The sequence below is a fragment of the Tenacibaculum sp. IMCC1 genome, from assembly GCF_054906355.1.
This window is the reverse complement of the sequence record NZ_CM142818.1, coordinates 2,093,790-2,116,454: the sequence shown is the minus strand read 5'-3', so window position 1 is coordinate 2,116,454 and position 22,665 is coordinate 2,093,790. Positions and strand designations below refer to the sequence as shown.

Annotated in this window: 21 protein-coding genes; 10 read left to right on the top strand and 11 right to left on the bottom strand. The window is 31.2% G+C overall.

Annotated features, from left to right (window positions below; translation table 11 throughout):
• The first annotated feature begins 48 nt into the window (after window positions 1–48).
• Window positions 49–921 (top strand): DMT family transporter, encoded by an 873-nt coding sequence (locus ACXIHB_RS09915; RefSeq protein ID WP_239178268.1) that lies wholly within the window; start codon window positions 49–51, stop codon window positions 919–921.
• 82 nt (window positions 922–1,003) lie between these two features.
• Here ACXIHB_RS09915 and ACXIHB_RS09910 read toward each other — a convergent pair whose 3' ends face one another.
• Window positions 1,004–3,058 (bottom strand): insulinase family protein, encoded by a 2,055-nt coding sequence (locus tag ACXIHB_RS09910; RefSeq protein ID WP_462098158.1) that lies wholly within the window; start codon window positions 3,056–3,058, stop codon window positions 1,004–1,006.
• 21 nt (window positions 3,059–3,079) lie between these two features.
• A complete protein-coding gene (locus tag ACXIHB_RS09905; protein ID WP_253679334.1) occupies window positions 3,080–4,396 on the bottom strand; it encodes a M16 family metallopeptidase in 1,317 nt (438 codons plus the stop codon).
• 206 nt (window positions 4,397–4,602) lie between these two features.
• Here ACXIHB_RS09905 and rplU point away from each other — a divergent pair, with 206 nt between their 5' ends.
• From rplU to ACXIHB_RS09885, 4 genes are all read left to right on the top strand, one after another.
• Window positions 4,603–5,088, top strand: coding sequence for a 50S ribosomal protein L21 (gene rplU / locus ACXIHB_RS09900; RefSeq protein WP_047787976.1), 486 nt, complete (start codon window positions 4,603–4,605; stop codon window positions 5,086–5,088).
• Between the two features lie 22 nt (window positions 5,089–5,110).
• Complete coding sequence (gene rpmA, locus ACXIHB_RS09895) at window positions 5,111–5,371, top strand: 50S ribosomal protein L27 (RefSeq protein ID WP_028891690.1); 261 nt, start codon at window positions 5,111–5,113, stop codon at window positions 5,369–5,371.
• A 378-nt stretch (window positions 5,372–5,749) separates the two neighbouring features.
• The gene (locus tag ACXIHB_RS09890) at window positions 5,750–6,487 is read left to right on the top strand and encodes a LytR/AlgR family response regulator transcription factor (RefSeq protein WP_047787975.1); all 738 of its coding nucleotides are present in this window, start codon (window positions 5,750–5,752) and stop codon (window positions 6,485–6,487) included.
• On the top strand, window positions 6,488–8,410 hold the full coding sequence (locus ACXIHB_RS09885; protein WP_159611116.1) for a tetratricopeptide repeat-containing sensor histidine kinase: 1,923 nt from the start codon (window positions 6,488–6,490) through the stop codon (window positions 8,408–8,410). It begins immediately after the preceding gene.
• Here ACXIHB_RS09885 and dinB read toward each other — a convergent pair.
• From dinB to trhO, 4 genes are all read right to left on the bottom strand, one after another.
• Window positions 8,407–9,489 carry a DNA polymerase IV gene (gene dinB / locus ACXIHB_RS09880; RefSeq protein ID WP_159611115.1) on the bottom strand — a complete coding sequence of 361 codons (1,083 nt, stop codon included), beginning with the start codon at window positions 9,487–9,489 and terminating at the stop codon, window positions 8,407–8,409. The two genes, ACXIHB_RS09885 and dinB, sit on opposite strands and share 4 nt — an antisense overlap.
• A gap of 73 nt (window positions 9,490–9,562) precedes the next feature.
• Complete coding sequence (locus ACXIHB_RS09875) at window positions 9,563–9,793, bottom strand: ferredoxin (protein WP_047787972.1); 231 nt, start codon at window positions 9,791–9,793, stop codon at window positions 9,563–9,565.
• The gene (locus ACXIHB_RS09870) at window positions 9,793–11,040 is read right to left on the bottom strand and encodes a peptidase U32 family protein (protein WP_462098157.1); all 1,248 of its coding nucleotides are present in this window, start codon (window positions 11,038–11,040) and stop codon (window positions 9,793–9,795) included. The genes ACXIHB_RS09875 and ACXIHB_RS09870 overlap by 1 nt, the downstream gene beginning before the upstream one ends.
• Window positions 11,040–12,071: an oxygen-dependent tRNA uridine(34) hydroxylase TrhO gene (trhO, locus tag ACXIHB_RS09865; RefSeq protein WP_159508813.1), complete on the bottom strand. Its 1,032-nt coding sequence runs from the start codon at window positions 12,069–12,071 to the stop codon at window positions 11,040–11,042. Before trhO ends, ACXIHB_RS09870 begins: the two co-directional genes overlap by 1 nt.
• Window positions 12,072–12,296: 225 nt before the next feature.
• On the opposite strand from trhO, the gene ACXIHB_RS09860 reads away from it, so the two are divergent.
• Entirely contained in the window at window positions 12,297–13,304 is a 1,008-nt protein-coding gene (locus ACXIHB_RS09860) for an aspartate-semialdehyde dehydrogenase (RefSeq protein WP_462098156.1), read from the top strand.
• Between the two features lie 66 nt (window positions 13,305–13,370).
• Complete coding sequence (locus ACXIHB_RS09855) at window positions 13,371–14,024, top strand: HD domain-containing protein (RefSeq protein ID WP_462098155.1); 654 nt, start codon at window positions 13,371–13,373, stop codon at window positions 14,022–14,024.
• A gap of 199 nt (window positions 14,025–14,223) precedes the next feature.
• Here ACXIHB_RS09855 and ACXIHB_RS09850 read toward each other — a convergent pair whose 3' ends face one another.
• The 4 genes from ACXIHB_RS09850 to ACXIHB_RS09835 are packed head-to-tail and all read right to left on the bottom strand — an operon-like array spanning window position 14,224 to window position 18,101.
• The gene (locus ACXIHB_RS09850) at window positions 14,224–15,006 is read right to left on the bottom strand and encodes an enoyl-CoA hydratase/isomerase family protein (RefSeq protein WP_167712698.1); all 783 of its coding nucleotides are present in this window, start codon (window positions 15,004–15,006) and stop codon (window positions 14,224–14,226) included.
• Between the two features lie 7 nt (window positions 15,007–15,013).
• On the bottom strand, window positions 15,014–16,426 hold the full coding sequence (locus tag ACXIHB_RS09845) for a sensor histidine kinase (RefSeq protein ID WP_047787966.1): 1,413 nt from the start codon (window positions 16,424–16,426) through the stop codon (window positions 15,014–15,016).
• Between the two features lie 50 nt (window positions 16,427–16,476).
• On the bottom strand, window positions 16,477–16,947 hold the full coding sequence (locus ACXIHB_RS09840; protein WP_462098154.1) for a hypothetical protein: 471 nt from the start codon (window positions 16,945–16,947) through the stop codon (window positions 16,477–16,479).
• Between the two features lie 2 nt (window positions 16,948–16,949).
• A complete protein-coding gene (locus tag ACXIHB_RS09835) occupies window positions 16,950–18,101 on the bottom strand; it encodes a DNA polymerase III subunit (RefSeq protein WP_173359045.1) in 1,152 nt (383 codons plus the stop codon).
• Between the two features lie 119 nt (window positions 18,102–18,220).
• Here ACXIHB_RS09835 and ACXIHB_RS09830 point away from each other — a divergent pair, with 119 nt between their 5' ends.
• The 3 genes from ACXIHB_RS09830 (at window position 18,221) to ACXIHB_RS09820 (ending at window position 21,275) form a co-directional block, all read left to right on the top strand.
• Window positions 18,221–18,445, top strand: a complete 225-nt coding sequence (locus ACXIHB_RS09830; RefSeq protein ID WP_047787963.1) for a FeoA family protein — start codon at window positions 18,221–18,223, stop codon at window positions 18,443–18,445.
• 3 nt (window positions 18,446–18,448) lie between these two features.
• Complete coding sequence (gene feoB / locus ACXIHB_RS09825) at window positions 18,449–20,554, top strand: ferrous iron transport protein B (protein ID WP_462098153.1); 2,106 nt, start codon at window positions 18,449–18,451, stop codon at window positions 20,552–20,554.
• Between the two features lie 217 nt (window positions 20,555–20,771).
• Window positions 20,772–21,275: a DUF3575 domain-containing protein gene (locus tag ACXIHB_RS09820; RefSeq protein WP_125343844.1), complete on the top strand. Its 504-nt coding sequence runs from the start codon at window positions 20,772–20,774 to the stop codon at window positions 21,273–21,275.
• A gap of 81 nt (window positions 21,276–21,356) precedes the next feature.
• Here ACXIHB_RS09820 and brnQ read toward each other — a convergent pair whose 3' ends face one another.
• The gene (brnQ, locus tag ACXIHB_RS09815; RefSeq protein WP_462098152.1) at window positions 21,357–22,643 is read right to left on the bottom strand and encodes a branched-chain amino acid transport system II carrier protein; all 1,287 of its coding nucleotides are present in this window, start codon (window positions 22,641–22,643) and stop codon (window positions 21,357–21,359) included.
• Between the last annotated feature and the right edge of the window lie 22 nt (window positions 22,644–22,665).

Here is a 22,665-nt window from a genome sequence, read left to right as displayed (position 1 = left end):
AAAATTAAAAATAGAAATAAACGAATTTTGTGCTTAAAATTATTGAAAATGAATAATCAACAACAAAAATGGTTGTTTTTAATTGTGCTTTCGCTAGTTTGGGGAAGTTCTTTTATTTTAATGAAAAAAGCCTTGATAGGATTAACTCCAATTCAGGTAGGTGCTTTACGAATGTTAATTACAGCATTTTTTTTATTGTTAGTTGGGTTTAAGAGTTTAAAAAGAATTCAAAAAAAACACTGGAAGTATGTGATAATTACGGCTGGTTTAGGAACTTTTTTTCCTGTATTTCTATTCGCATTTGCAATACAGGGAATAGATAGCTCAATAGCTGCTATTTTAAATTCGCTTACCCCTTTTAACACTTTTGTTTTTGGAGCATTAGTTTTTGGGTTTTCTTTTAAAAAGAAACAATTAGTTGGAATTTTAATAGGTTTAATAGGTACTTTAATTTTAATTTTAAAAGGAGCAGAGTTAAATCCTAACCAAAATTACTGGTATGCATTATTAGTAGTAGTTGCGTCAATAGGTTATGCTTTTAACGTTAATACAATAAAAAAATACTTATTTGATTTGGATGCTTTAGCAATAACAGTTGGACATTTTGTAGTGCTTACTGTTCCAGCATTTATGGTTTTAGCGTTTTCTGGCTTTTTTTCAACTTTTGCAATAACAGCAGAAACAACTTCTGCATTGGGTTATGTAGCAATATTAGCTGTTGTAGGTACAGGAGTAGCAAAAGTGTTATTTAATAAAATGGTGCATTTATCATCTCCTGTTTTTGCAGCTTCTGTAACATATTTAATTCCAGCAGTTGCTGTAATGTGGGGAATTATTGATGGAGAAAAATTAAGTTTAATTCAGTTGTTAGCGGGAGGAATTATTCTGCTTGGAGTTTGGTTGGTAAATAAAGCAAGATAATTTTAAAAATGACTTAAATAAAAAGAGCCAAAATATAATATTTTGGCTCTTTTTTTAGTTTTTATAGATTTAAGTCTAACTATTATTTAAAATCAGCGTCAGAAACCCCTTCATTAATTTTAATTTCTTTCGTGATGAACTCAAAAGTCATTGGTCCATTCTTTTGAATCATTTTATGAGGGAATTTAATTCCATTTACTTCTTTGTAATCTGAAAAAACAACAGGTACTTTCATTTCTCCTTGTGGTCCTTTAGCGGTTTTAACCTCTTTAACCTTTAACCCAGACTTTACATCATAAAAGATTTCTTTTTTACCATGTTTAATCACATAAGCATTGTTTCCGTCTATAGGCTCAATTCTGTCCAAAGTGCCTGTTTTATAAGCTTTGTCAGCAAAAGGAGAAGCAGTGTTTTTAACTTCTTCTAAATCTTCACCTGTCATTTCTTTTTTCTGACCTTGAACTTCTTGATATCCTTTAGTTCCGTCAAAAATTACTTTTTGCATTACGTTGCCCATCATAGAAACGACTACAGAAGATTTATTAGGTGTAGCGCTTTTTTGGACTAAACTTAATTGCATTCCTTGAACTTTTGCTTCAGAAGAAATCATTAAAGAATTCACGTTTCCTACTTTATCTAATCCTCCAATAGCCTTAAAGTAATTGTTAATAACTGAACTTGCTGTAGTTCCTTCAGGAATAGGTAAGCTCATTTCAGGTTTTTTAGTAGGGTTAGCATACGCATCAAAATAATTTATTTTATATTCTGATGTTTTTTCTAAGTTCTTTAAAACATCAATTCCTTTACCTGTAATAATTATACGAGCTTTATCTCCTCTGAAATGTTTAATTGCTGCGTTTTGTACATCGTCTAAAGTAACAGAGTTGATGTTTTCTAAATATTTTTCATAAAAATTGTTTGGTAAATTATAACGAGCAATATTTAATGCAAAATTCGCTGCTACAGATGGTTTTTGAACATTACGTACAAAACTACCTATATATTCAGCTTTTGAATTTTTTAATTCTTCAGGTGTTACTTTTTGATAACGAATTTTATTAATTTCTTTTTGAATTTCTACAACAGCACTATCTGTAACTATATTTCTTACAGCTGCACTTGCTTTAAAAACACCAGCATTTTTATTTTTATCTTGTGAAAGATTCGAATAAGACCCGTATGTATAGCCTTTATCTTCACGCAAGTTCATGAATAAACGTGCAGTACCACCGCCTCCTAAAATATTATTTGCTAATAGAGCTGCGTAATAATCTTTATCACCTAATGTTAAATCAACTGTGTTAATTACAGCTACTTGAGATTGTACTGCATTTGGCATGTTTATAAAATTAATTTCAGTAGTTTCAACATTGGTAGGTACATTGTAGCTAGTGGTAGGTATGGTTCCTTTTTTCCAATCGCTGAATAAATTCTTAACTAATTTTTTAGTCTCAGTAGGGTTAATATCTCCAACTATTACAAGGTATGCGTTATTTGGCTTGTAGTAGGTGTTATAATTGTTTTTTGCATCTTGTAGTGTAATATTTTTAATACTTTCTTTAGTTATGAACTCGCCATACGGATGATTTTTACCATATACTAAAGCATCTTCAACCCTTCTAGCAACAGCTTCTACACTTTTTTCGTTAGATTTAATTCCTTCTAAAGTACGTTCAATTACTTTATCAAACTCTTCTTGTGTAAATTTAGGGTTTTTAACCCCGTCAGCCATTAAACCTAAAACCTCTCCAAAATACTTTGTTAATGATCTTACTGAGGCTCCATTGCTTCTAAAAGAAACATTTGCTCCAAGGTAATCAACCCTTTCATTAAACTCATCTTTAGGCATATTTGTTGTGCCGTTACCTAGCATGTCTCCCATAACCTGAGAAACACCTGTTTTATCACCTTCTAAATAAATAGGGTTATCAATTGTTAATGAAGCAGAAACCCTTGGTAATTTATGGTTTTCAACCATAATTACTTGTAAACCATTGTTTAATTTGAACTTTTCGGCTTTCCCTAACTTAATTTTAGGAGCTGGCCCTGGCTTTGGTTGTACACTTCTATCTATTTGAGCATTTACAGCAAAAGACATGCTTACAACTGCTAATGCTGCTATTATTATTTTTTTCATATTGAATGTCTTATTACTGAATTATTTTTTTGATTCTGGTAAATATTCCATTACCAAACGTTGGTTAGTGTTTAAGTATTTTTTTGCTATGTCTCTAATTTCCTCACGTGTAATTGATCTATAAATATCAATTTCAGTATTTATTAAATTAGTATCACCATACAATACATTGTAGCGAGCTAATGAATTAGCAATACCTTCTACACTTGAGTTTGCATTCACAAAGTTGTTTTCAAATTTATTTTGTAGCTTTTGATAATCTTTTTCTGAAATTAAATTTGTTTGAAGTTTTACAACCTCTTCATCAATTTCTTTTACTAAACTTTGTAAAGAGTTATTTCCTAGCGGAAGTGCAAATAAAATATAGGTCCCATAATCTTCTTGACTTAGGTTTATTGCACCAGCCTGTAAAGCCATTTTTTTAGTATCAACTAATTTTTTATAAAGTACAGAGCTTTTTCCACCACTTAAGTAAGTAGAAATCATATCTAACACTCTAGCATCTCTGGTTTTCATAGAAGGAGTTCTATAAGCAGCCATAATTGCAGGTATTTGAATGTTAGGGTCGTAAGCTTTGGCAAAAAACTCTTTTGTAATAGGGTCTTCTTTCGGAAAATTTCTTACTATATCTTTACCTCTAGGTATAGGCTCAAAATAATCTTTTATAAGTCGTTTAGCTTCTTTAAGCTCAAAATCTCCTGCAACTACCAAAGTAGCATTGTTTGGAACATAATATTTTTTATTAAATGCTAAGAATTCCTCTAAGGTAGCAGCATCTAAATGTTCCATCTTACCTATAGTAGTTCCCTTATATGGATGTTTTTTAAACATGTTTTTCTTAACATTTTCTAAAAAACGAGAGTAAGGTTGGTTGTCTACACGTAAGCGCTTCTCTTCTTTTACAACCTCATTTTGTGTATCTACACCTTCTTGACCAATAATTGGGTGTAATAAGCGTTCAGACTCCATCCATAAGCCTAATTCTAAATTATTAGAAGGAAAAACCTCGTAATAATAAGTTCTATCATCGGTAGTGTTAGCATTATTAGTACCTCCATTAGAGGAAACTATTTTAAACCACTCTCCTTTTTTTATGTTTTTTGTACCCTCAAATAATAAATGCTCAAAAAAGTGAGCCATTCCTGTCCTATTTGGTTGCTCATCTTTCGCGCCTACATGGTACATAACAGATGTTGTTACTACTGGTGCTGTATTATCTTGATGTAAAATAACATGCATTCCATTGCTTAAATCATACTCTTCAAAATCAACTTTTTGAGCATACGTAAAATGAAATGCTATAAAAGCTGAAGCTAGAGTGATAACTCTTTTTCTCATTGATTAAAGTTTAATTTTTAATATTTTCGTGTATGTGACGTGAAGTTATATTAATTGTTACACTCAAAACAATAAAAATTAAACTTTTTTATCTTAAAAGAGTAATTTTCTGAGTAATACATTTTTTTTTGAAGTAAAAAATGTATATTTGCACCCGCATTTTTATTAAGAAAGTGTAAATAAAGTATAAACGCAAAACAAATAGTATGTACGCAATCGTAGAGATAGCAGGGCAGCAATTTAAAGTAGCAAAAGACCAAAAAGTATACGTACACCGTTTACCAGAAGCAGAAGGATCAAAAGTAACTTTTGATAATGTAATGCTTATTGAAGATAAAGGAAACGTAACTATTGGCGCCCCAGCTATAGAAGGTGCAGGAGTAACTGCAAAGATTTTAGGTCACTTAAAAGGTGATAAGGTAATCGTTTTCAAAAAGAAAAGAAGAAAAGGTTACAAAAAGAAAAATGGACACAGACAGTATTTAACTGAAATCCAAATCGAAGGAATTTCTGCATCAGGAGTTAAAAAGGCAGCAGCTAAAAAAGAAACTCCTAAAACAGAGGTTAAAGAAGAATCGACAGATTTAAGTTCAATGACTGTTGCAGAATTAAAAGCTTTAGCTAAAGAAAAAGGTATTTCAGGATATACTTCTTTAAAGAAAGCAGAATTAATTGAAGCATTAAGTAAATAATTAACTTTAAAAACTTACAAAGATGGCTCATAAGAAAGGTGTCGGTAGTTCGAAGAACGGTCGTGAATCAGAATCGAAACGATTAGGAGTAAAGATTTTTGGAGGACAGGCTGCTATTGCAGGTAACATTATTGTTCGTCAAAGAGGAACTCAACACAATCCAGGTGAAAATGTTTACATGGGAAAAGATCATACTTTACATGCTAAAGTTGATGGTGTTGTAAAATTCCAAAAGAAAAGAGATAATAAATCATATGTTTCTGTTACTCCATTTGAGGCTTAGGAAACTAACTGATTAGGATAAGATAAAAAGCTCAACTAAACTTAAATTTAGTTGAGCTTTTTTTGTGCATATAAATTAAACGAACATTGAAATTTATATATAAAAAAACACCACTTTAAAGTGGTGTTTTTATAACTTAATATCATTATTGATTAATCCCCCAATTTATCAATATGATTCCCCTTGTGTATTACACTACAAATATCATATAAAAGAATCTTTTTTAGAGTAAAGGATGTATAAATGGTGTGCTTTTATGTGTAAATGGTAAAAAATATATACAGAAATCATTTAGCTTTAATTTTTTGTAACAAAAGCTATGCTTGACATTTCTTTTTTAAAATATTATCTGTTACATTTGGTACAAATGTATATAAAATGTTGAGAGCAGTTATAGTTGACGATGAACCTAAAGCAATACAAGGACTTTCTTGGGAATTGTCAACCTTTGAAAATGATATAGAAATCATAGAAACATTTACAATAGCAGAAAAAGCAATTAAATTTATTAACGAGAATACTATCGATTGTCTTTTTTTAGATATTGAAATGCCTACGATGGATGGGTTTCAATTACTAGAAAAATTAGAGAATAAAAATTTTGCTATAATCATTACTACAGCATATAATGAGTATGCTATAAAGGCTTTAAAAAACCAAGCTATAGATTATTTGCTGAAACCTATTGATTCCGATGATTTGGAAGAAACAATAGGAAGAATTAAACAACATTATAAGAAGAATAATAATACTGAAAAGGTAGAAAAAATATTATCAAGTTTTAATAAAAAATTTAATAGAAGAAAGATTACCATTAATACTGATGGAAAATTAGTTTTTCTAGCTCAAGATGAGATTTTATTTGTAGAATCTGACGGTAATTATTCAACAATATATACTACAGGAACTAATAAAAAAATAGTAGTAACAAAAAAACTAAAAGAAATAAATCAATTACTCCCCGAAGATCATTTTTTTAGAATACACAACTCATATATTATTAACTTGAATAAAATAAAAGAATTTTTGAAGTCTGACGGCTATGTTGTGTTAGAAAATAACCATAAGATTCCTGTTTCTAGACAGAGAAAATCTGATTTTCTTGAGAAGTTTTAAATGAAAAAATTAATAATTACAACCTTTTTATTTTTCATTGTTTTTTTGGGGTTTTCACAAAGAGACAAAAACACAATAGATAGTTTAATTAAATTAGCTACTGAAAAAAAAATAGATAATTATTATGACTTACAGCGCCTTTTTAAACGTAAAAACTTTGAGGAAGAAGAAATAACTTTTCTTTTAAATAAAAGTAAAAAAGTAGGTTATAAATTAGGGGAAATACATGCCTATAACTTGTTAGGTAAATATTATCGAAATAATTCTTTTTTTGATAGTTCTATAAAAAGCCATATTAGAGCACTTGATTTATCAAAAGAAATTAAGGATGTAAACGCAGAAATTGTTACCTTAAATCAAATAGGTGTAGTATATCGACGACAAGATAAGATTAGGAGTGCATTGAATTATCATCAAATGGCACTGGAGTTAGCTGATAAGATTGAGTTTCCTGATGTTGATACTAAAATTAGTATTAGTATATCAAATAATAGTATTGGTAATATATACTTAGCTCTTAAACAATATCAATTAGCATTAGAAAAGTTTAAAAAATCAATTTTAATTCAAGAAAAAACAAATGATAAAAGAGGTTTAGCTATTAATCATCAAAATATAGGGCTTGCTTTCCAAAACCTTGGTGATATAGATGCTGCTTTGGAACATTATAATAAATCATTACAATATAATGTTGAAAATAATTCGAGTATAGGTAAGGTAATTTGTCATACTAGCATTAGCAAGGTTTTATTATTACAGGGTAAATATAAGGAGGCATACAAATACATAAACGAAGTAGTATCTGTTTCTGAAGGTATTGGTAATCATTATTATACTTCAGATGTCTATGTTACATTTGGAAACGTATTATTAAAATTAGATAGTTTAGATAAAGCAAAAGTATACTTAGAAGAAAGTTTAGAAGTTGCTAATAAACATAAAATTCCATCAGGAGTAAACCATTCTAATCTATATTTATCTGAATTATATGAAAAAAAGAAGAATTATGAAAAAGCATATAGCTTTTATAAAAAAGCTATAGAAGGAGAGAGAAAAACATTTAACGATAAGAACATTTTATACGTTAATAACCTTATTAATAAGTATGATAATGAAGTAAGTAATAATAAAATAAAGAGTCTAGCAAAAGAGAATGAAATAGCTAAATTAAAACTATTAAGAAATAGAAATGTTTTAATTATAGCATTAGTTTCAATAGCTTTATTAGGGGTGTTATTATACTCAATTTACAGGCAACGCTTATTGAATAATGATAAGAAAATACTAATGTTAGAGCAAGAAGCTCTAAGAATTCAAATGAATCCACACTTTGTGTTTAACGCATTAAATTCAATAAAACTATACGTTATTAATAATGAGCAGAAAAATGCTGTATATTACTTAAATAAGTTTTCAAAACTAATTCGAAGTATTTTAGAATCTTCATCTGTAAAGGAGGTAACATTAAGTGAAGAACTAAAAACAATGAATTTATATATGAGTATTGAAAATATTCGATTATCTAACGAAGTAAACTATATAGAAAAAGTAGATGAAGGTGTAAATATTGAAAGAATAAAAGTTCCACCACTTATATTGCAACCTTTCTTAGAAAATTCTATTTGGCATGGACTTTCATCTAAGAAAGGAAAAAAAGAAGTTTCGTTGTCAGTTACAAAAATATCAGACGAATTTATACAAATTGATATTGTAGATAATGGAATTGGTAGGGACGCGGCTATGAAAATTAGAAAAAACAAGTCGCTTAATCGCAGATCTATAGGTATAGATTTAACCAAAGAACGATTACGAAACTTTGCCAACGAATATGCTAATAATTATTCATTAATTTATACAGATATAATTGACAAAGAAGGAAACCCTAAAGGCACCAAAGTTTCGTTGAAAATACCAATACTTTAAAAATCAAATCGTAACTGTACCCAAACAGGTTCAGTTTTCTCTGTGTTTAAATTACTAAAAGAAATTCCTAATAACCTAACAGAGTTATTAAGTGTATCTTGGTACAATAACTCTTTTACAATAGGGTAGAACTCTTTTTTTAATTGTAGGTAATGGTTGGTAGTTTTACTACGTGTTTGTTGCGTAAAATCGCTGTATTTAATTTTAAGAGTTACGGTTTTTCCCTTAGTATTTGATTTTTTCATTCGACGTTCTAGTTCGTCAGCAATTTTATCAAGACGTTCTAACATAAAAACCTCTGAAGATAGATTTTCTCTAAAAGTAGTTTCAGCAGCGATTGATTTTCGAATTCGATTAGGTTTTACGGCTGAATTATGAATACCTCGAACAATATTGTAATAATGTACTCCAGACTTTCCAAATAATTTAGAAAGCTCTTCCAATGATTTTTGTTTTAAATCTAGGCCTGTAAAAATACCTAGATTGTGCATTTTTGCAGCGGTAACTTTACCTACTCCATAAAACTTATTCACAGGAAGTTGCTCTAAAAATTCAAGAACCTCTTCTGGATTGATAGTTTTTTGTCCATTAGGTTTATTAATATCAGAAGCTACTTTGGCTATAAATTTATTAATGGAAACTCCTGCCGACGCTCGTAGTTCTAATTCTTCCCAAATTCGTTGTCGAATTTCTTGGGCAATCATGCTAGCCGACGGATTTCCTTTTTTGTTTTCAGTAACATCTAAATAGGCTTCGTCTAGCGATAGAGGTTCTACCAAATCGGTATAATCGTAAAATATTTTCCTGATTTTAGAAGAAATTTCTTTGTAGCGATCAAATCTTGGAGGAACAAAAATGATATGCGGACATTTTTGTTTAGCCAACACACCACTCATGGCAGAACGAACTCCAAATTTTCTAGCTTCGTAACTGGCAGCAGAAACCACACCTCGAACTTCGCTACCACCAACAGCAACAGGTTTTCCTCGTAATTCAGGATTATCCAATTGCTCAACAGATGCATAGAAGGCATCCATATCCACATGAATAATTTTACGAAAAGGAGGTTGTAATTCCATTCTGTAAAAATAATAAAAGCCCTCTTAAGATTAAGAGAGCTTTATAAGATGTCTTTGTTTTTTTGGTATAAAGTTATACTTGTTTTACCTCAATAATTTTAACTGGACATGCTTTCTTGGCTTCGTGTGAAGCTTCAAAAATACTATCGTCGTGTGATTTTATGGTAAAGAAACCCTTTTTCTCAGTTGAATGCAGTAAAACAGATTTTCCGTCTTTTTTAGACATTTGAAATTGCGCGGGAGCTAACTCTACACAATAATTACAGCCAATACATTTGTTTCTTTGTAACGTAATTACAACCATTAGTTTTTAGCAAATTCGGTTTTTACAATCTTGTATAACTTGTCTGACGGACGAATTCTGAAATCTAATTTCATCGTAACTTCATCGCCTTTGGTAGCGGTTTGTGCTTCTTTATCGTTTACAAACATGCTTTTTAATTCCATTTCTTGAGCACCTGTAGTAGGTCCTGTGATTAGAATAGTATCGCCAATTGCTAAATCGTAGGCTTCAATCTTAAACTCTCCAACTTCTGCTTTAGGAAAATAATGCATTCCCTTTCCTAAGTATACTTTCTTTTGAGTAGCGTGTGAACCAGGTTCTTTACTCCATTCTCCTAATTTTTGCCCCAAGTAATACCCGTTCCAGAAACCACGATTGTACACTTTTTCCAATTCTTGCATCCAGCTAATCACCTTCTCTTTATCGTAAGTTCCATTATATAAACTGTCAATGGCATCACGGTAACATTTAATTACTTTGGCAACATATTCAGGAGCACGACCACGACCTTCAATCTTCAATACTTTAATCCCAGCATCGGCAACCTGATCTAAGAAATCAATCGTACATAAATCTTTTGGAGACATGATGTACTCATTATCTAATTCCATTTCAAAACCAGATTCTTGATCAATCACTGTATATTTTTTACGACAATTTTGTTTGCAGGCTCCTCTATTTGCAGATGAGTTGTGTGAATGCAAACTCATATAACATTTTCCAGAAACAGCCATACAAAGTGCTCCGTGACCAAAAATTTCAATTTCTAACAAACGACCAGAAGGTCCTTTGATTTCTTCTTTTTTAATTTGTTCGGTAATCTTTTTTACTTGACGTAAACTCAATTCTCTACTCAATACCACAGTGTCAGCAAACATGGCATAAAACTTAACCGTTTCTATATTGGTAATGTTAATTTGAGTAGAAATGTGGACTTCCATACCTTCTGCTCTAGCCATTGCAATTACAGCTTGATCCATTGCAATTACAGCAGTAATGTTCGCTTCTTTAGCTCTTTTGATTAAGGTTTTTACGATAGACAAATCATGGTCGTACACAATCGTATTTAGTGTTAAATAGGTACGAACATTTTTTTCTGAACACCTACGTGATATTTCTTCTAAATCATCTAAGGTAAAATTGATAGATGCTCGAGCACGCATATTTAATTGCTCTACACCAAAATATATAGAATCACATCCATTGTCTAAAGCTGCCTGTAACGATTCAAAATTACCAGCAGGAGCCATTAACTCAATCTTTTGCATTACTTTTTAAATTTTAAAGCTTCTGAACGTCCTTTTTTAAATATCTTATTGCTTGCGTGTTTTCCTTTACGTAATTCTTTTTGCTTTTCGTAAGGTAAATGAATGATGTCTTGGCATTCAGGAGAACAGGTGTTTTCCATTTTCTCAGCACATTCATCACATTGAATGAATAATAAGTGACAACCTTCGTTAGCACAATTGGTATGTGTGTCGCAAGGTTTTCCACATTGATGACAATTGGCAATTACATCATCAGAAATTTTTTCAGCTCTTCGGTGGTCAAAAACAAAATTCTTACCTAAAAATTTGTTTTCTAAACCTTCTGATTTTACCTGACGAGTATATTCAATAATCCCTCCTTCAAGTTGAAAAACATTTTTAAAACCTTTGTGTTTGTAGTAGGCAGAAGCTTTTTCGCATCGAATTCCACCTGTACAATACATTAATAAGTTTTTATCTTCTTTATGGTCTTTTAAATCTTCTTCAATAATATCTAACGAGTCTCTAAACGTATCAACATCTGGGGTTACTGCACCATCAAAATGTCCAATTTCACTTTCGTAATGGTTACGCATATCTACACAAACCGTATTTGGATCTGCTAGCATTTCATTAAACTCTTTTGCATTTAAATGAACTCCTTTGTTAGTAACGTCAAAAGTGTCATCGTTTAATCCGTCAGCAACAATTTTGTTACGAACTTTTACTTTTAGTTTTAAAAACGATTTATTATCGTGCTCAATAGCTACGTTTAAACGAATTCCATTTAAAAAAGAAATACTATCTAGTTGTTTTTTTAACGCTAGAAAGTTTTCTGACGGGACAGATATTTGAGCATTGATTCCTTCGTATGAAACGTATGTTCTTCCTAAAACATCTAGTTCGTTCCATTCAAGGAATAATTTATTTCTAAATAAAGTTGGGTTTTCTATCTTATGATATTGATAGAATGAGATAGTAATACGGTCTTTACCCGCATCATCAATTAATTTAGCGCGTTCTTCTGCGCTTAACTTGTTGTACAGTTGCATGCTATACTTTTTTAAGTTAAACAAAAATGTTGTGGTTTTTCTAGAAAACGGTGCAAATGTACTGATTTTTTGAGTTTTACTGTTTAAAACAATACTATTTAAGCCTAAATGGTATATTTTTTAAATTTTAACGTATTTTTTCTAACAAAAGAGATACAACCAATTTGTTTTTTTTAAACCTTTGTAGCATACAAACAATAAATTTTATACTCAAAAATCAAAAAAATGAGAGTAGCAGTGGTAGGAGCTACCGGAATGGTAGGTAATGTAATGTTACAAGTATTGGCAGAACGTAATTTTCCAGTAACAGAATTAATTCCTGTTGCGTCAGAGCGTTCTGTAGGAAATCAAATTGAGTTTCAAGGAACAAATTATACAGTAGTAGGTTTAGAAACAGCAGTAGCTATGCAACCAGATATTGCATTGTTTTCGGCTGGTGGAGATACCTCTTTAGAATGGGCTCCTAAATTTGCAGCTGTTGGTACAACGGTAATTGATAACTCATCTGCTTGGAGAATGGATCCAACGAAGAAATTAGTCGTTCCAGAAATTAACGGAGATGTATTAACCAGTGAAGATAAAATCATTGCAAACCCAAACTGTTCTACGATTCAATTGGTAATGGCATTAGCTCCGTTACACAAAGAGTATAAAATGAAGCGTGTGGTAATTTCAACGTATCAATCAGTTTCGGGAACTGGTGTTAAAGCGGTTCGTCAATTAGATAATGAAGAAGCGGGAGTTGAAGGCGAAATGGCATATCCGCACCCTATTGGAAGAAATGCATTACCACATTGTGATGTATTTTTAGAAAATGGATATACTAAAGAAGAAATGAAGCTGGTAAAAGAACCTAAAAAGATTTTACGAGACGATTCTTTTGCAGTAACAGCTACAGCGGTTAGAATACCAACAGCAGGAGGACATTCTGAAGCTGTAAATGTTCAGTTTGAAAATGATTTTGAATTAGATAAAGTACGTAAGTTACTTACGCAAACTGAAGGTGTTATTGTACAAGATGATGTACAAAACAACGTTTATCCAATGCCTATTTTAGCAAATAATAAAGATGAGGTTTTTGTGGGTAGAATTAGAAGAGACGAATCTCAACCAAATACCTTAAATATGTGGATTGTTGCTGACAACTTGCGTAAAGGAGCGGCAACTAATACAGTTCAAATAGCAGAATATTTAGTGGCTAAGGGCTTAGTTAAGCCATCGGTTATTGCTTAGTTAATAAATTATAATAATACGTTTAAAATCCTGTGCTTGTAAGTACAGGATTTTTATTTTTGAAATATGAATAGAGAACAAATAATACAGAATACTATTGAGTTTGTAAAAGAGACCTTGAAAGGAGCAGAAGGAGGACATGATTTTTTTCATATTGAACGTGTATATAAAAACGCCTTATTAATTGCAAAAAATGAAAATGTTGATAAGTTTGTAGTTTCTTTAGGTGCATTATTGCATGATATAGCGGATAGCAAATTTTATGATGGTGATGAAACTGTGGGTCCGCAAAAAGCAAGAACTTTTCTTGAAAGTCAACAAGTATCAGAAGAAATAATTACTCATATAGAAAAAATTATCACCAATATCTCTTTTAAAGGAGGAAACTTTAAACAAAGTTTCACTTCTCCTGAGTTAAATGTTATCCAAGATGCAGACCGGTTAGATGCCATAGGAGCTGTTGGAATAGCTCGTTGTTTTAATTATGGTGGATTTAAAAATAGAGAATTGTACAATCCAGAAATTCCTCCTAATTTAAAAATGACAAAAGAAGAATATAAAAAATCAACAGCACCTACTATTAATCATTTTTATGAGAAATTATTGCTGTTAAAAGATAAAATGAATACTAAAACAGGAAAAGCAATCGCGGAGCAAAGACATGCTTATATGGAAGGTTTTTTAGAACAATTCTATAAAGAATGGAATGGAATTATTTAGTATTTATTGTGTTTATAATGTAAAATATATGTTATTTTAATAAAAATTTTATGTTAAAATTTGGATGTTGTTGAATTTAGTATATATTTGCTTCAGTTAATAACCCCCATTTTATTAATGTAATCCCCTTATTGTAAAAATAGCATCTAAGTTTTAATTTAGATGCTATTTTTTTGTAGTTGTTTCTTTAGTAAAAAAATTACTTTCCTGGAAATTCAGGTTTACGTTTTTCTAAAAAAGCAGTAGTCCCTTCTTTAAAATCTTCAGTTCCAAAACAGTTTCCAAACTCTGTAATTTCGCTTTCAAAACCATTCACACCGTCTTTAAAATTATCATTTACAGCTTTAATTGCTGCACTAATGGCAACAGAAGAGTTACGCATAATTTTTGAAGCTATTTTTTGAGCTAAAGGTAATAACTCTTCTTGCGAAGTTACATGGTTTATCAATCCAGTTTCTTTAGCTTCATCAGCAGAAATCATACCTGCTGTCATAATTAACTCCATGGCTTTTCCTTTACCTACTAATTGAGGCAAGCGTTGTGTTCCGCCATAACCAGGGATAACTCCTAAAGAAACTTCAGGAAGTCCCATTTTAGCATTGTCTGAAGCTACTCTAAAATGACAAGCCATTGCTAATTCTAGTCCGCCACCTAAAGCAAAACCATTTACAGCGGCAATAACAGGAGTTGATAAATTTTCAACAAAATCAAATAAAATTTCCTGCCCTTTTCTTGCTAACATTCCTCCTTCTTCAACAGAGAAATGTGCAAATTCAGAGATGTCTGCCCCAGCAACAAATGCTTTTTCTCCACTACCTGTGATAATAATTACTTTAATACTAGCATCTTCTTCCAAGGCTTTAAAAGCATTATGAAGCTCTTCAATAGTAGCTTTGTTTAAAGCGTTTAATTTTTTTGGTCGGTTAATGGTAATAGTTGCCAATGCGTTAGTTTGTTCAACTAAAATATTTTCAAAATTCATACTATGTTTATGTTTTAGGTAATATTACAGTAAAAACAGTTCCAACTCCTTTAGTTGAAGTAAAGGATATTGTACCGTCATACGCTTCAATTATATTTTTTATGATAGATAGTCCTAAGCCCATTCCACTAGTTTTAGTAGTAAATTTAGGCTCGAAAATTAACTCCTTATTTTCTTCACTAATACCTTTTCCGTTATCAGAAACTGTTATTTTAACACTATTTCCTTCAGAAGCAACTTTAACTTCTATTTTAGGATTTTTATCAGTGTCTTTTATTGCCTGAATTGAGTTTTTAACTAAGTTGGTGACAATTCGTATCAACTGTGTTTTGTCTAAACTTGCATACAGCTCTCTCTCTTGAGGGAAATAATGTATGTAATCTTCAGTAAAAATATCTAACGAGTGTTTAACGATATCAACTACATTCAATTTTTCTCTACGTTGTGTAGGCATTTTAGCAAAATCAGAAAAAGCAGAAGCAATAGAACTCATTACATCAATTTGTTGAATAAGCGTTTCGCTGTACTCAGACATTTTTTCTTTGATATTAGGATCTTCTGGATTGAATTTTCTTTCAAAACTTTGTACTGACAAGCGCATAGGTGTTAACGGATTTTTAATCTCGTGAGCTACCTGTTTGGCCATTTCTCTCCAGGCTTGTTCTCGCTCACTTTGCGCTAGTTTTACAGCACTTTCTTCTAACTGGTCAATCATATTGTTATAAGCGGCAACCAGTGAATTGATTTCTGAACTAGCAGAGTTTAAAGTAATTTTTTCGTTACGCTTATTTAAACGGGTCTCGTTTATTTTTTGCGAGATGGTTTGAATGGATCTAGTAATATAAGTTGATAAAAAGTAAGCTAAAACAATGGCAATAATGAGCATTAGCAAATAAACTAATGATAGACGAGAAATAAACTCTCGTAGTTCATGTTTTTGCTCTTCATTATCTTGTGCAATTTGTAATTCTAAAATTCCAATCCTTTTAAAACGAGGGTCGTTTAAGTAAGTGTATGAAGATTGGTAAGTGATACCTTTTTCAGTTCTACTTTTTAAAATTTTATGATTTGAGTTGTTGGCTAAATCTTTAACAGTTTCATTAGGAAGATCTTGTCCTTCTTTTTTATCAAAATTATAAGGAATGGAAGATTTTAGCAACTTTCCATCCATATCATACATAGAAATTGTAAGTTTATGAACGTATGCTATATCGTAAATTCTATCTTGAAAAATTTTAGCTAAATTCTCAGTAGTTACTGGATATGTGGTTCTGCGTTTGAGTTCTATTTCAATGTCTTGTTTTGTAGAAAACTCTTTACGTTCAAAACGTGCAGTATTATAATCTTTTGTTTGCTCATCGTATTGGTATATGGTAACCATTACAATTAAAATTGATGCCAATAGCACTAAAAGTATCATTGACAGGAAAATTCTAATTCGAAGTGATATGTTATTGAAAATACGCAATTTTATAATTCAATTTTTTTAGTTCTCATAAGCAAAGTATCATCTGTTTCTCCATCATTATCCCAGTCATAAGTAGAGGTAGCGCTAAAACCATTGCTAGTTTGTGTAATTTTATACCAAGCTTGTACTTGCTTTCCTAAATACGGATAATCAACAAATAAACTATCTCTACTAGTTTTCCACTTACCGTTAGTTTCACCAACTTTTTTCCCATCGGCTTGTACAAACCATGCAGAAAAAGTACCATCGCTGTTATAGGTAGATTGTGCTTTTCCTGATTTAGGTTTGCTAAAATCGTCTTCAAAAACAGAAGTGCTATCGGTTTCGTTGGCAGTTAAATATTCAATTTTCAAATATGTTGTTTCCCAATTTCCAACCAAATATTCTTGTAATAGCGGCCCTTTTTTTTCTTGTTTACAAGCAACAAAAAGTATTCCGAAAATAAGCGCGGTAATTATGTGTTTTGTTTTCATGGTTAAGATTGGATTTTTTCTTCTTTAGTGTGTAGAAGACGCGTTAGTTTAATAGATAAATCTAACAAAATAATTTTAGCATTTCCGTTTCTTTCAATATGATACTGTGCGTCACTTACTTCTTTTTCTATGATTAAGATATTAGCACTATGAATAAACGGAGCAAATTTTGCGAGTTCGAAGTTTGCAGACTGAGTTTCTAAAAAAACTAAATCTGGCGTTCCGTAATTTAGAAGTAAAGCTTGCCTAAAAAATTGCAAACAATATTGTAAGAATTGTTTTTGAGTTTCTCTACCAGATTTAGCAATTTCTTCAGACCAACCAATTAAATCTTGAATAACAGCGGCATTTCCTTTGGCTCTAAATGCAGCCCTAATCCAAGTAATAAACCATTGTTCAAAAACTAAATCGTTTGAATTGTTGTTTAAAATGTGTAGAGCCTTGTTATAATTCCCTTCTGATTGATGAGCAATCTTTATTGCTTCGTTCTCTGATATTTCTTTTTGTTGTGTTAGAGCATTGGCTATGTCACTTTCACTTAGTGCTGGGAAGTGCAATGCCTGACATCGAGATTTTATGGTATTAATAATTTGCTCTTCATCTTCAGTAATAAGGATGAAAATAGTTTTACTAGGTGGCTCTTCAATCAGTTTTAATAATTTGTTAGAGGCGGCAATGTTCATCTTTTCTGCCATCCAAATAATCATTACTTTAAAACCACCTTCGTATGATTTTAACTGTAATTTTTTTACAATGTCTTCCGCTTCATCAACACCAATTTGTCCTTGTTTATTTTCAACACCAATATGTTGTAACCAATTAAACAAACTTCCATAAGGTTGCTCCACTATAAAAGACCTCCAATCATCTAAAAATAAATTACTAACTGGGTGCTTTTTAACAGAATCATTTGTAGTTACAGGAAACGCAAAATGTAAATCAGGGTGTTGTAGTTTGCTACATTTAATATTACAAGCTTCTATATTGTCGGAGAAGTTACATAATAAGAATTGAGCGTAGGCAATTGCCATAGGTAAAGTACCACTACCTTCTTTACCAACAAAGAGTTGTGCATGCGGAATTCTGTTATTTTCAGCCGATTGCTGTAGGTGGTTTTTTATATGTTCTTGCCCAAGAATATCGTCGAAAGTCATACTACAAATATAAGACATCAAATAGAGAGAGCAACCTATTAAATAAATCATAATATTGTGTAGGCATACTGTTTAGAACGATTCTATTTTAGTATATTTGCAAGCTAAAAATATATCTTTTGAGTACTATCGCATCGTTACATTTAGGGGAAAAAGGAATTATATCTGAAGAGTGCTTGGATAAAATTCCGTTGAAATTATTAGAAATGGGGTGTTTACCAGGAAGTGAAGTAGAATTGCTTCAAATAGCTCCGTTAAAAGACCCGATGTATATATGTGTGAATGGTAGTCATTTAGCGATTCGAAAAGAAACAGCTTGTCAAATTTCAATTATAAAACTATAGCTGATGAGTAATCGTATTAATGTAGCCTTAATTGGAAATCCTAATACAGGGAAAACATCGTTATTTAATCAGTTAACAGGTTTAAACCAAAAAGTAGGAAATTACCCTGGTGTTACGGTTGACAAAAAACAAGGAGTTTGTAAATTGCCTAATGATAAAAATGCAACGATTACTGATTTACCTGGTACTTATAGTATTAATCCCACCTCTATAGATGAAAGCATTGTTTTAAAAACTTTGATGACTACGCATCAAGAAGAAAAACCAGATGTAATTGTTGTAGTTGCTGATATTGAAAATTTAAAAAGGAATTTATTACTCTTTTCGCAAATTCAAGATTTAGAAGTTCCGACGATTTTAGCGTTAAACATGGCTGATCAACTAAAGCGAAAAGGGATTTCTATAGATGTGCCAGCCTTAGAAAAAGAACTACATACCAAAGTAGTGTTAATGTCGGCAAGGACTAACGAGGGAGTTGATGACTTAAAAAAAGAAGTAGCTAATTATAATTCGTTAAAAGTACACTCAACTTTCAACGAATTATCTCAAAAGATAGATAGTGCTTACTTTGAAAAGTTAGCTAAAGTAAGTAATGAATTTACAGCTTATGAGTTGTGGATGATGCTTACAAAAAACCATAAACCATTACTTTCTTCCTCAGAAAAAGAAGCAATAAAAGAATTTGAAGGAGAAATTACAAAGCAAAAAAAGTATCAACATAAAGAAACTATATATAGATATCAGCAAATAAATGCTGTTTTAAATAAAACCTACAAGGTAGATGCTTCTAAAGCTACGGATGTACGTAGTAAACTAGATAGAGTTTTTACTCATAAAATATTTGGGTATGTTATTTTCTTTGGATTGTTATTATTGATATTTCAATCTATTTTCGATTGGGCTTCTACTCCCATGGATCTTATTGATGGTTTATTTGCTGATATCGCAGAGTTTACTAAAGCGCAACTACCTGCAGGAATGTTCACCGATTTATTAACTGACGGAATTATTCCTGGAGTAGGTGGTGTAGTAATCTTTATACCTCAAATAGCTATTTTATTCTTGTTTATATCTATTCTTGAAGAAACAGGTTATATGAGTAGAGTAGTATTTTTAATGGATAAAATTATGCGTCGCTTTGGAATGAGTGGTAAAAGTGTAATTCCATTAATTTCAGGTACTGCATGTGCTATTCCAGCAATTATGGCAACTAGAACTATTGCTAGTTGGAAAGAACGATTAATCACTATTTTGGTAACACCCTTTACAACCTGTTCAGCACGATTACCGGTGTATGCAATTTTAATAGCATTAATTATTCCTGATACTAAGTTGTTTGGTTTTTTAAGTTTACAAGGGTTTACTTTATTAGCATTATATATTTTAGGTTTTGCTGCAGCAATTATCGCAGCATATATTTTGCATAAAACATTGAAAATAAAAAACAACTCACTTTTTGTGGTTGAAATGCCTAATTATAAGATACCATCAGTAAAAAATGTGTTTTTTGATGTCTTAGATAAAACAAAAGCATTTGTTTTTGGAGCAGGAAAAATCATTTTAGCAATTTCAATAGTACTTTGGTTTTTAGCGTCTCATGGACCATCATCTTATGAAAATGCTGAGAAAAGTGTTATAGAGAATACTGCAAATAAAAATCTTTCAGAAGAAGATTTAGCTAAAAAAATAGCATCTGCTAAGTTAGCAAACTCATATATAGGAATTGCAGGAAAAACAATAGAACCAGTTGTTAAACCATTAGGTTATGACTGGAAAATAGGTATTGGACTAATTAGTTCTTTTGCAGCAAGAGAAGTGTTTATAGGAACATTAGCTACTATCTATAGCGTAGAAGACGATGGAGAAGATACAACGACTATAAAACAAAAAATGAGGTCAGAAATAAACCCGGAAACAGGAGAAAAAAGATTCAACCTTGCTACGGGAATTTCTTTATTGTTATTTTATGCGTTTGCAATGCAATGTATGGCAACACTAGCAATAGTAAAAAGGGAAACAAAAAGTTGGAAGTGGCCAATGGTTCAACTAGTAAGTATGGGAGTTTTGGCTTATTTATCAGCATTTATAGCCTATCAATTTTTAAGTTAATGCAAGAAGTTTTAACATATCTAGTCGTTTGTGGAGCCGTTATTTTTTTAGTGAAAAAGTTCTTTTTTAAGCCTAAAAAAAATAGCAGCTGTGATACAAATTGTAACTGTTCTTAAGCAAGAAATGATAAATAACCAAACTGTTTTTTACAAAAGATGTATGTTTGTGGTATCATCCTTGTAGGAAGTAGATAAATTATAATTAGTAAAAAATTAAAATGAAAAAAATAGTATTAGCAGCTGTAGTTTTTGTCAGTTCTCTCACGTATGCACAGCAAGAGGTAAAAGTAGATTTACTAGACGCATTGGCTTTTAAAACGCTAGAGGTGTCTTACGAGTATTATACAACTGATCGTTCTTCGGTTGGTATTTCAGCTTTGTTTAACTTTGAAAAAAAATCAGCAGATTTTAGATACAATGAAGAGCGAATGTTTACTCCGTTTTTCCGCCATTATTTTACAAATAATAGCAATTGGAACTATTTTGGAGAAGTGTTTATGGGAATAAATACGGGAGAAAGAGAAATTGAAGTAGAAGGAAGCACAGTTAAGCAGTATAAAGAATATACAGATGGGGCTTTAGGTTTAGCCTTTGGATCAAAATATGTGTCCTCAGGCGGTTTTGTACTTGATGTATATGGAGGTTTGGGTAGAAACCTGTTTACTTCAGAAGCTCGTTCAATTGTGCCTAGAGTAGGAATAAATTTAGGGTATCGTTTTTAAGGTGCTCAACTTAAATAAAAATAAAAAGCTCGTTATTACGAGCTTTTTTTAGTTTATATATTATATCATTCATTAAGTAACTTATTCGGTTGAAATTTGCTTTTTGCTTTTAATCAAATTAGAAAAGACAAAACTCAATATAGCAGGTAATACCCAACCTAAATTATGATTAGCAAAGGGAATGTTGTTTTTTATTTCAACTAAGTAATTAGGATTGATAATAAAGCCTAAAAAATCTGGAATGCTAAATAAAAAGGTTGCCGCTACTACACTTTTAAAAACTAAAGTTGAAGTGTATTTTTCAGGAAGTACATTTAGTACAATTAAAATAATAGTAATTGGATAAATAAACATCAAAGCAGGTAGTGCAATATTGATAATATATTTCACATCAAATTGACCAACAGCAATTCCTAGTAAACAGCTAATGATAGCAGTAATTGTAAAGACCTTTTGAGAGTTATTGCTAATTCCTTTAAAATAATCGGCAGTTCCAGTAATAATTCCAACCGCTGTTGTAAAACAAGCTAAAGCAACTAAAACACTAAGAAAAACACTTCCAATATTTCCTAAAGTTTGATTGCTCAGAGAGTTTAAGATTTCTGTTCTATTAGCACTTTCAGAAAAGGTAGAACTAAATAAAACACCGTTATAAATAAGGCCAGCATAAATAATTAATAAGCCTATACCAGCAATAAAGCCTGCTTTGGTAATAAGCTCTTTTTTCTCTTCAAAAGTTGTATTCGTGTTAAAATTCATTGAAATGACTAAAACACCACCAACAACTATGGAAGCAATAGCATCAAAAGTTTGATACCCTTCTAGCAAACCATCAACAAATGGAGCTTTAAGGGTCGTTGGAGTAATCATATCTGGAGCTGTAAAAAAACCAACGAAAATAATAGCCAATAAAATGAATATAATAAGAGGAGTTAAAAACTTGCCTAGTAGGTTTAGTACTTTTGACCGGTTCATGGTAAAAAGAAAAACAAGTCCGAAATAAATTGTACTAGTAACTAAAGAACTACTGTTATTAAAGTAAGGAGCAATGGCCATTTCATGAGTAACCGAAGCAGTTCTAGGTGCAGGTAAAGCAATACAAATAGTGTATACAACAAAGCAATATATAAGACTAAAAATTGGAGAGACTTTTTTGCCAAAATCATACATAGTACCCTGTAGTTTGGCATGGGCTAAAATACCTATCATAGGAATAATAACAGCAGTAATAAAAAAGCCAATAGTTACCCAAAACCATAAGCTTCCAGCATTTTTTCCTAAAAATGGAGGCAAAATTAAATTACCAGCCCCAAAAAACATTGAAAATAAAGCAAATCCGTTTATAAATATCTCCTTAGTTTTGTGCATTGCTTAACAAATTAGTAAGCGA

Coding starts and splice junctions, on each gene's coding strand:
- trhO (WP_159508813.1), bottom strand. CDS start 12,071: ATGCAACTGTACAACAAGTTAAGCGCAGAAGAACGCGCTAAATTAATT.
- dinB (WP_159611115.1), bottom strand. CDS start 9,489: ATGGAATTACAACCTCCTTTTCGTAAAATTATTCATGTGGATATGGAT.
- brnQ (WP_462098152.1), bottom strand. CDS start 22,643: ATGCACAAAACTAAGGAGATATTTATAAACGGATTTGCTTTATTTTCA.
- ACXIHB_RS09890 (WP_047787975.1), top strand. CDS start 5,750: ATGTTGAGAGCAGTTATAGTTGACGATGAACCTAAAGCAATACAAGGA.
- ACXIHB_RS09915 (WP_239178268.1), top strand. CDS start 49: ATGAATAATCAACAACAAAAATGGTTGTTTTTAATTGTGCTTTCGCTA.
- ACXIHB_RS09840 (WP_462098154.1), bottom strand. CDS start 16,947: ATGAAAACAAAACACATAATTACCGCGCTTATTTTCGGAATACTTTTT.
- ACXIHB_RS09820 (WP_125343844.1), top strand. CDS start 20,772: ATGAAAAAAATAGTATTAGCAGCTGTAGTTTTTGTCAGTTCTCTCACG.
- ACXIHB_RS09845 (WP_047787966.1), bottom strand. CDS start 16,426: ATGATACTTTTAGTGCTATTGGCATCAATTTTAATTGTAATGGTTACC.
- feoB (WP_462098153.1), top strand. CDS start 18,449: ATGAGTAATCGTATTAATGTAGCCTTAATTGGAAATCCTAATACAGGG.
- ACXIHB_RS09855 (WP_462098155.1), top strand. CDS start 13,371: ATGAATAGAGAACAAATAATACAGAATACTATTGAGTTTGTAAAAGAG.
- ACXIHB_RS09905 (WP_253679334.1), bottom strand. CDS start 4,396: ATGAGAAAAAGAGTTATCACTCTAGCTTCAGCTTTTATAGCATTTCAT.
- ACXIHB_RS09910 (WP_462098158.1), bottom strand. CDS start 3,058: ATGAAAAAAATAATAATAGCAGCATTAGCAGTTGTAAGCATGTCTTTT.
- rpmA (WP_028891690.1), top strand. CDS start 5,111: ATGGCTCATAAGAAAGGTGTCGGTAGTTCGAAGAACGGTCGTGAATCA.
- ACXIHB_RS09885 (WP_159611116.1), top strand. CDS start 6,488: ATGAAAAAATTAATAATTACAACCTTTTTATTTTTCATTGTTTTTTTG.
- ACXIHB_RS09835 (WP_173359045.1), bottom strand. CDS start 18,101: ATGACTTTCGACGATATTCTTGGGCAAGAACATATAAAAAACCACCTA.
- rplU (WP_047787976.1), top strand. CDS start 4,603: ATGTACGCAATCGTAGAGATAGCAGGGCAGCAATTTAAAGTAGCAAAA.
- ACXIHB_RS09875 (WP_047787972.1), bottom strand. CDS start 9,793: ATGGTTGTAATTACGTTACAAAGAAACAAATGTATTGGCTGTAATTAT.
- ACXIHB_RS09850 (WP_167712698.1), bottom strand. CDS start 15,006: ATGAATTTTGAAAATATTTTAGTTGAACAAACTAACGCATTGGCAACT.
- ACXIHB_RS09870 (WP_462098157.1), bottom strand. CDS start 11,040: ATGCAAAAGATTGAGTTAATGGCTCCTGCTGGTAATTTTGAATCGTTA.
- ACXIHB_RS09860 (WP_462098156.1), top strand. CDS start 12,297: ATGAGAGTAGCAGTGGTAGGAGCTACCGGAATGGTAGGTAATGTAATG.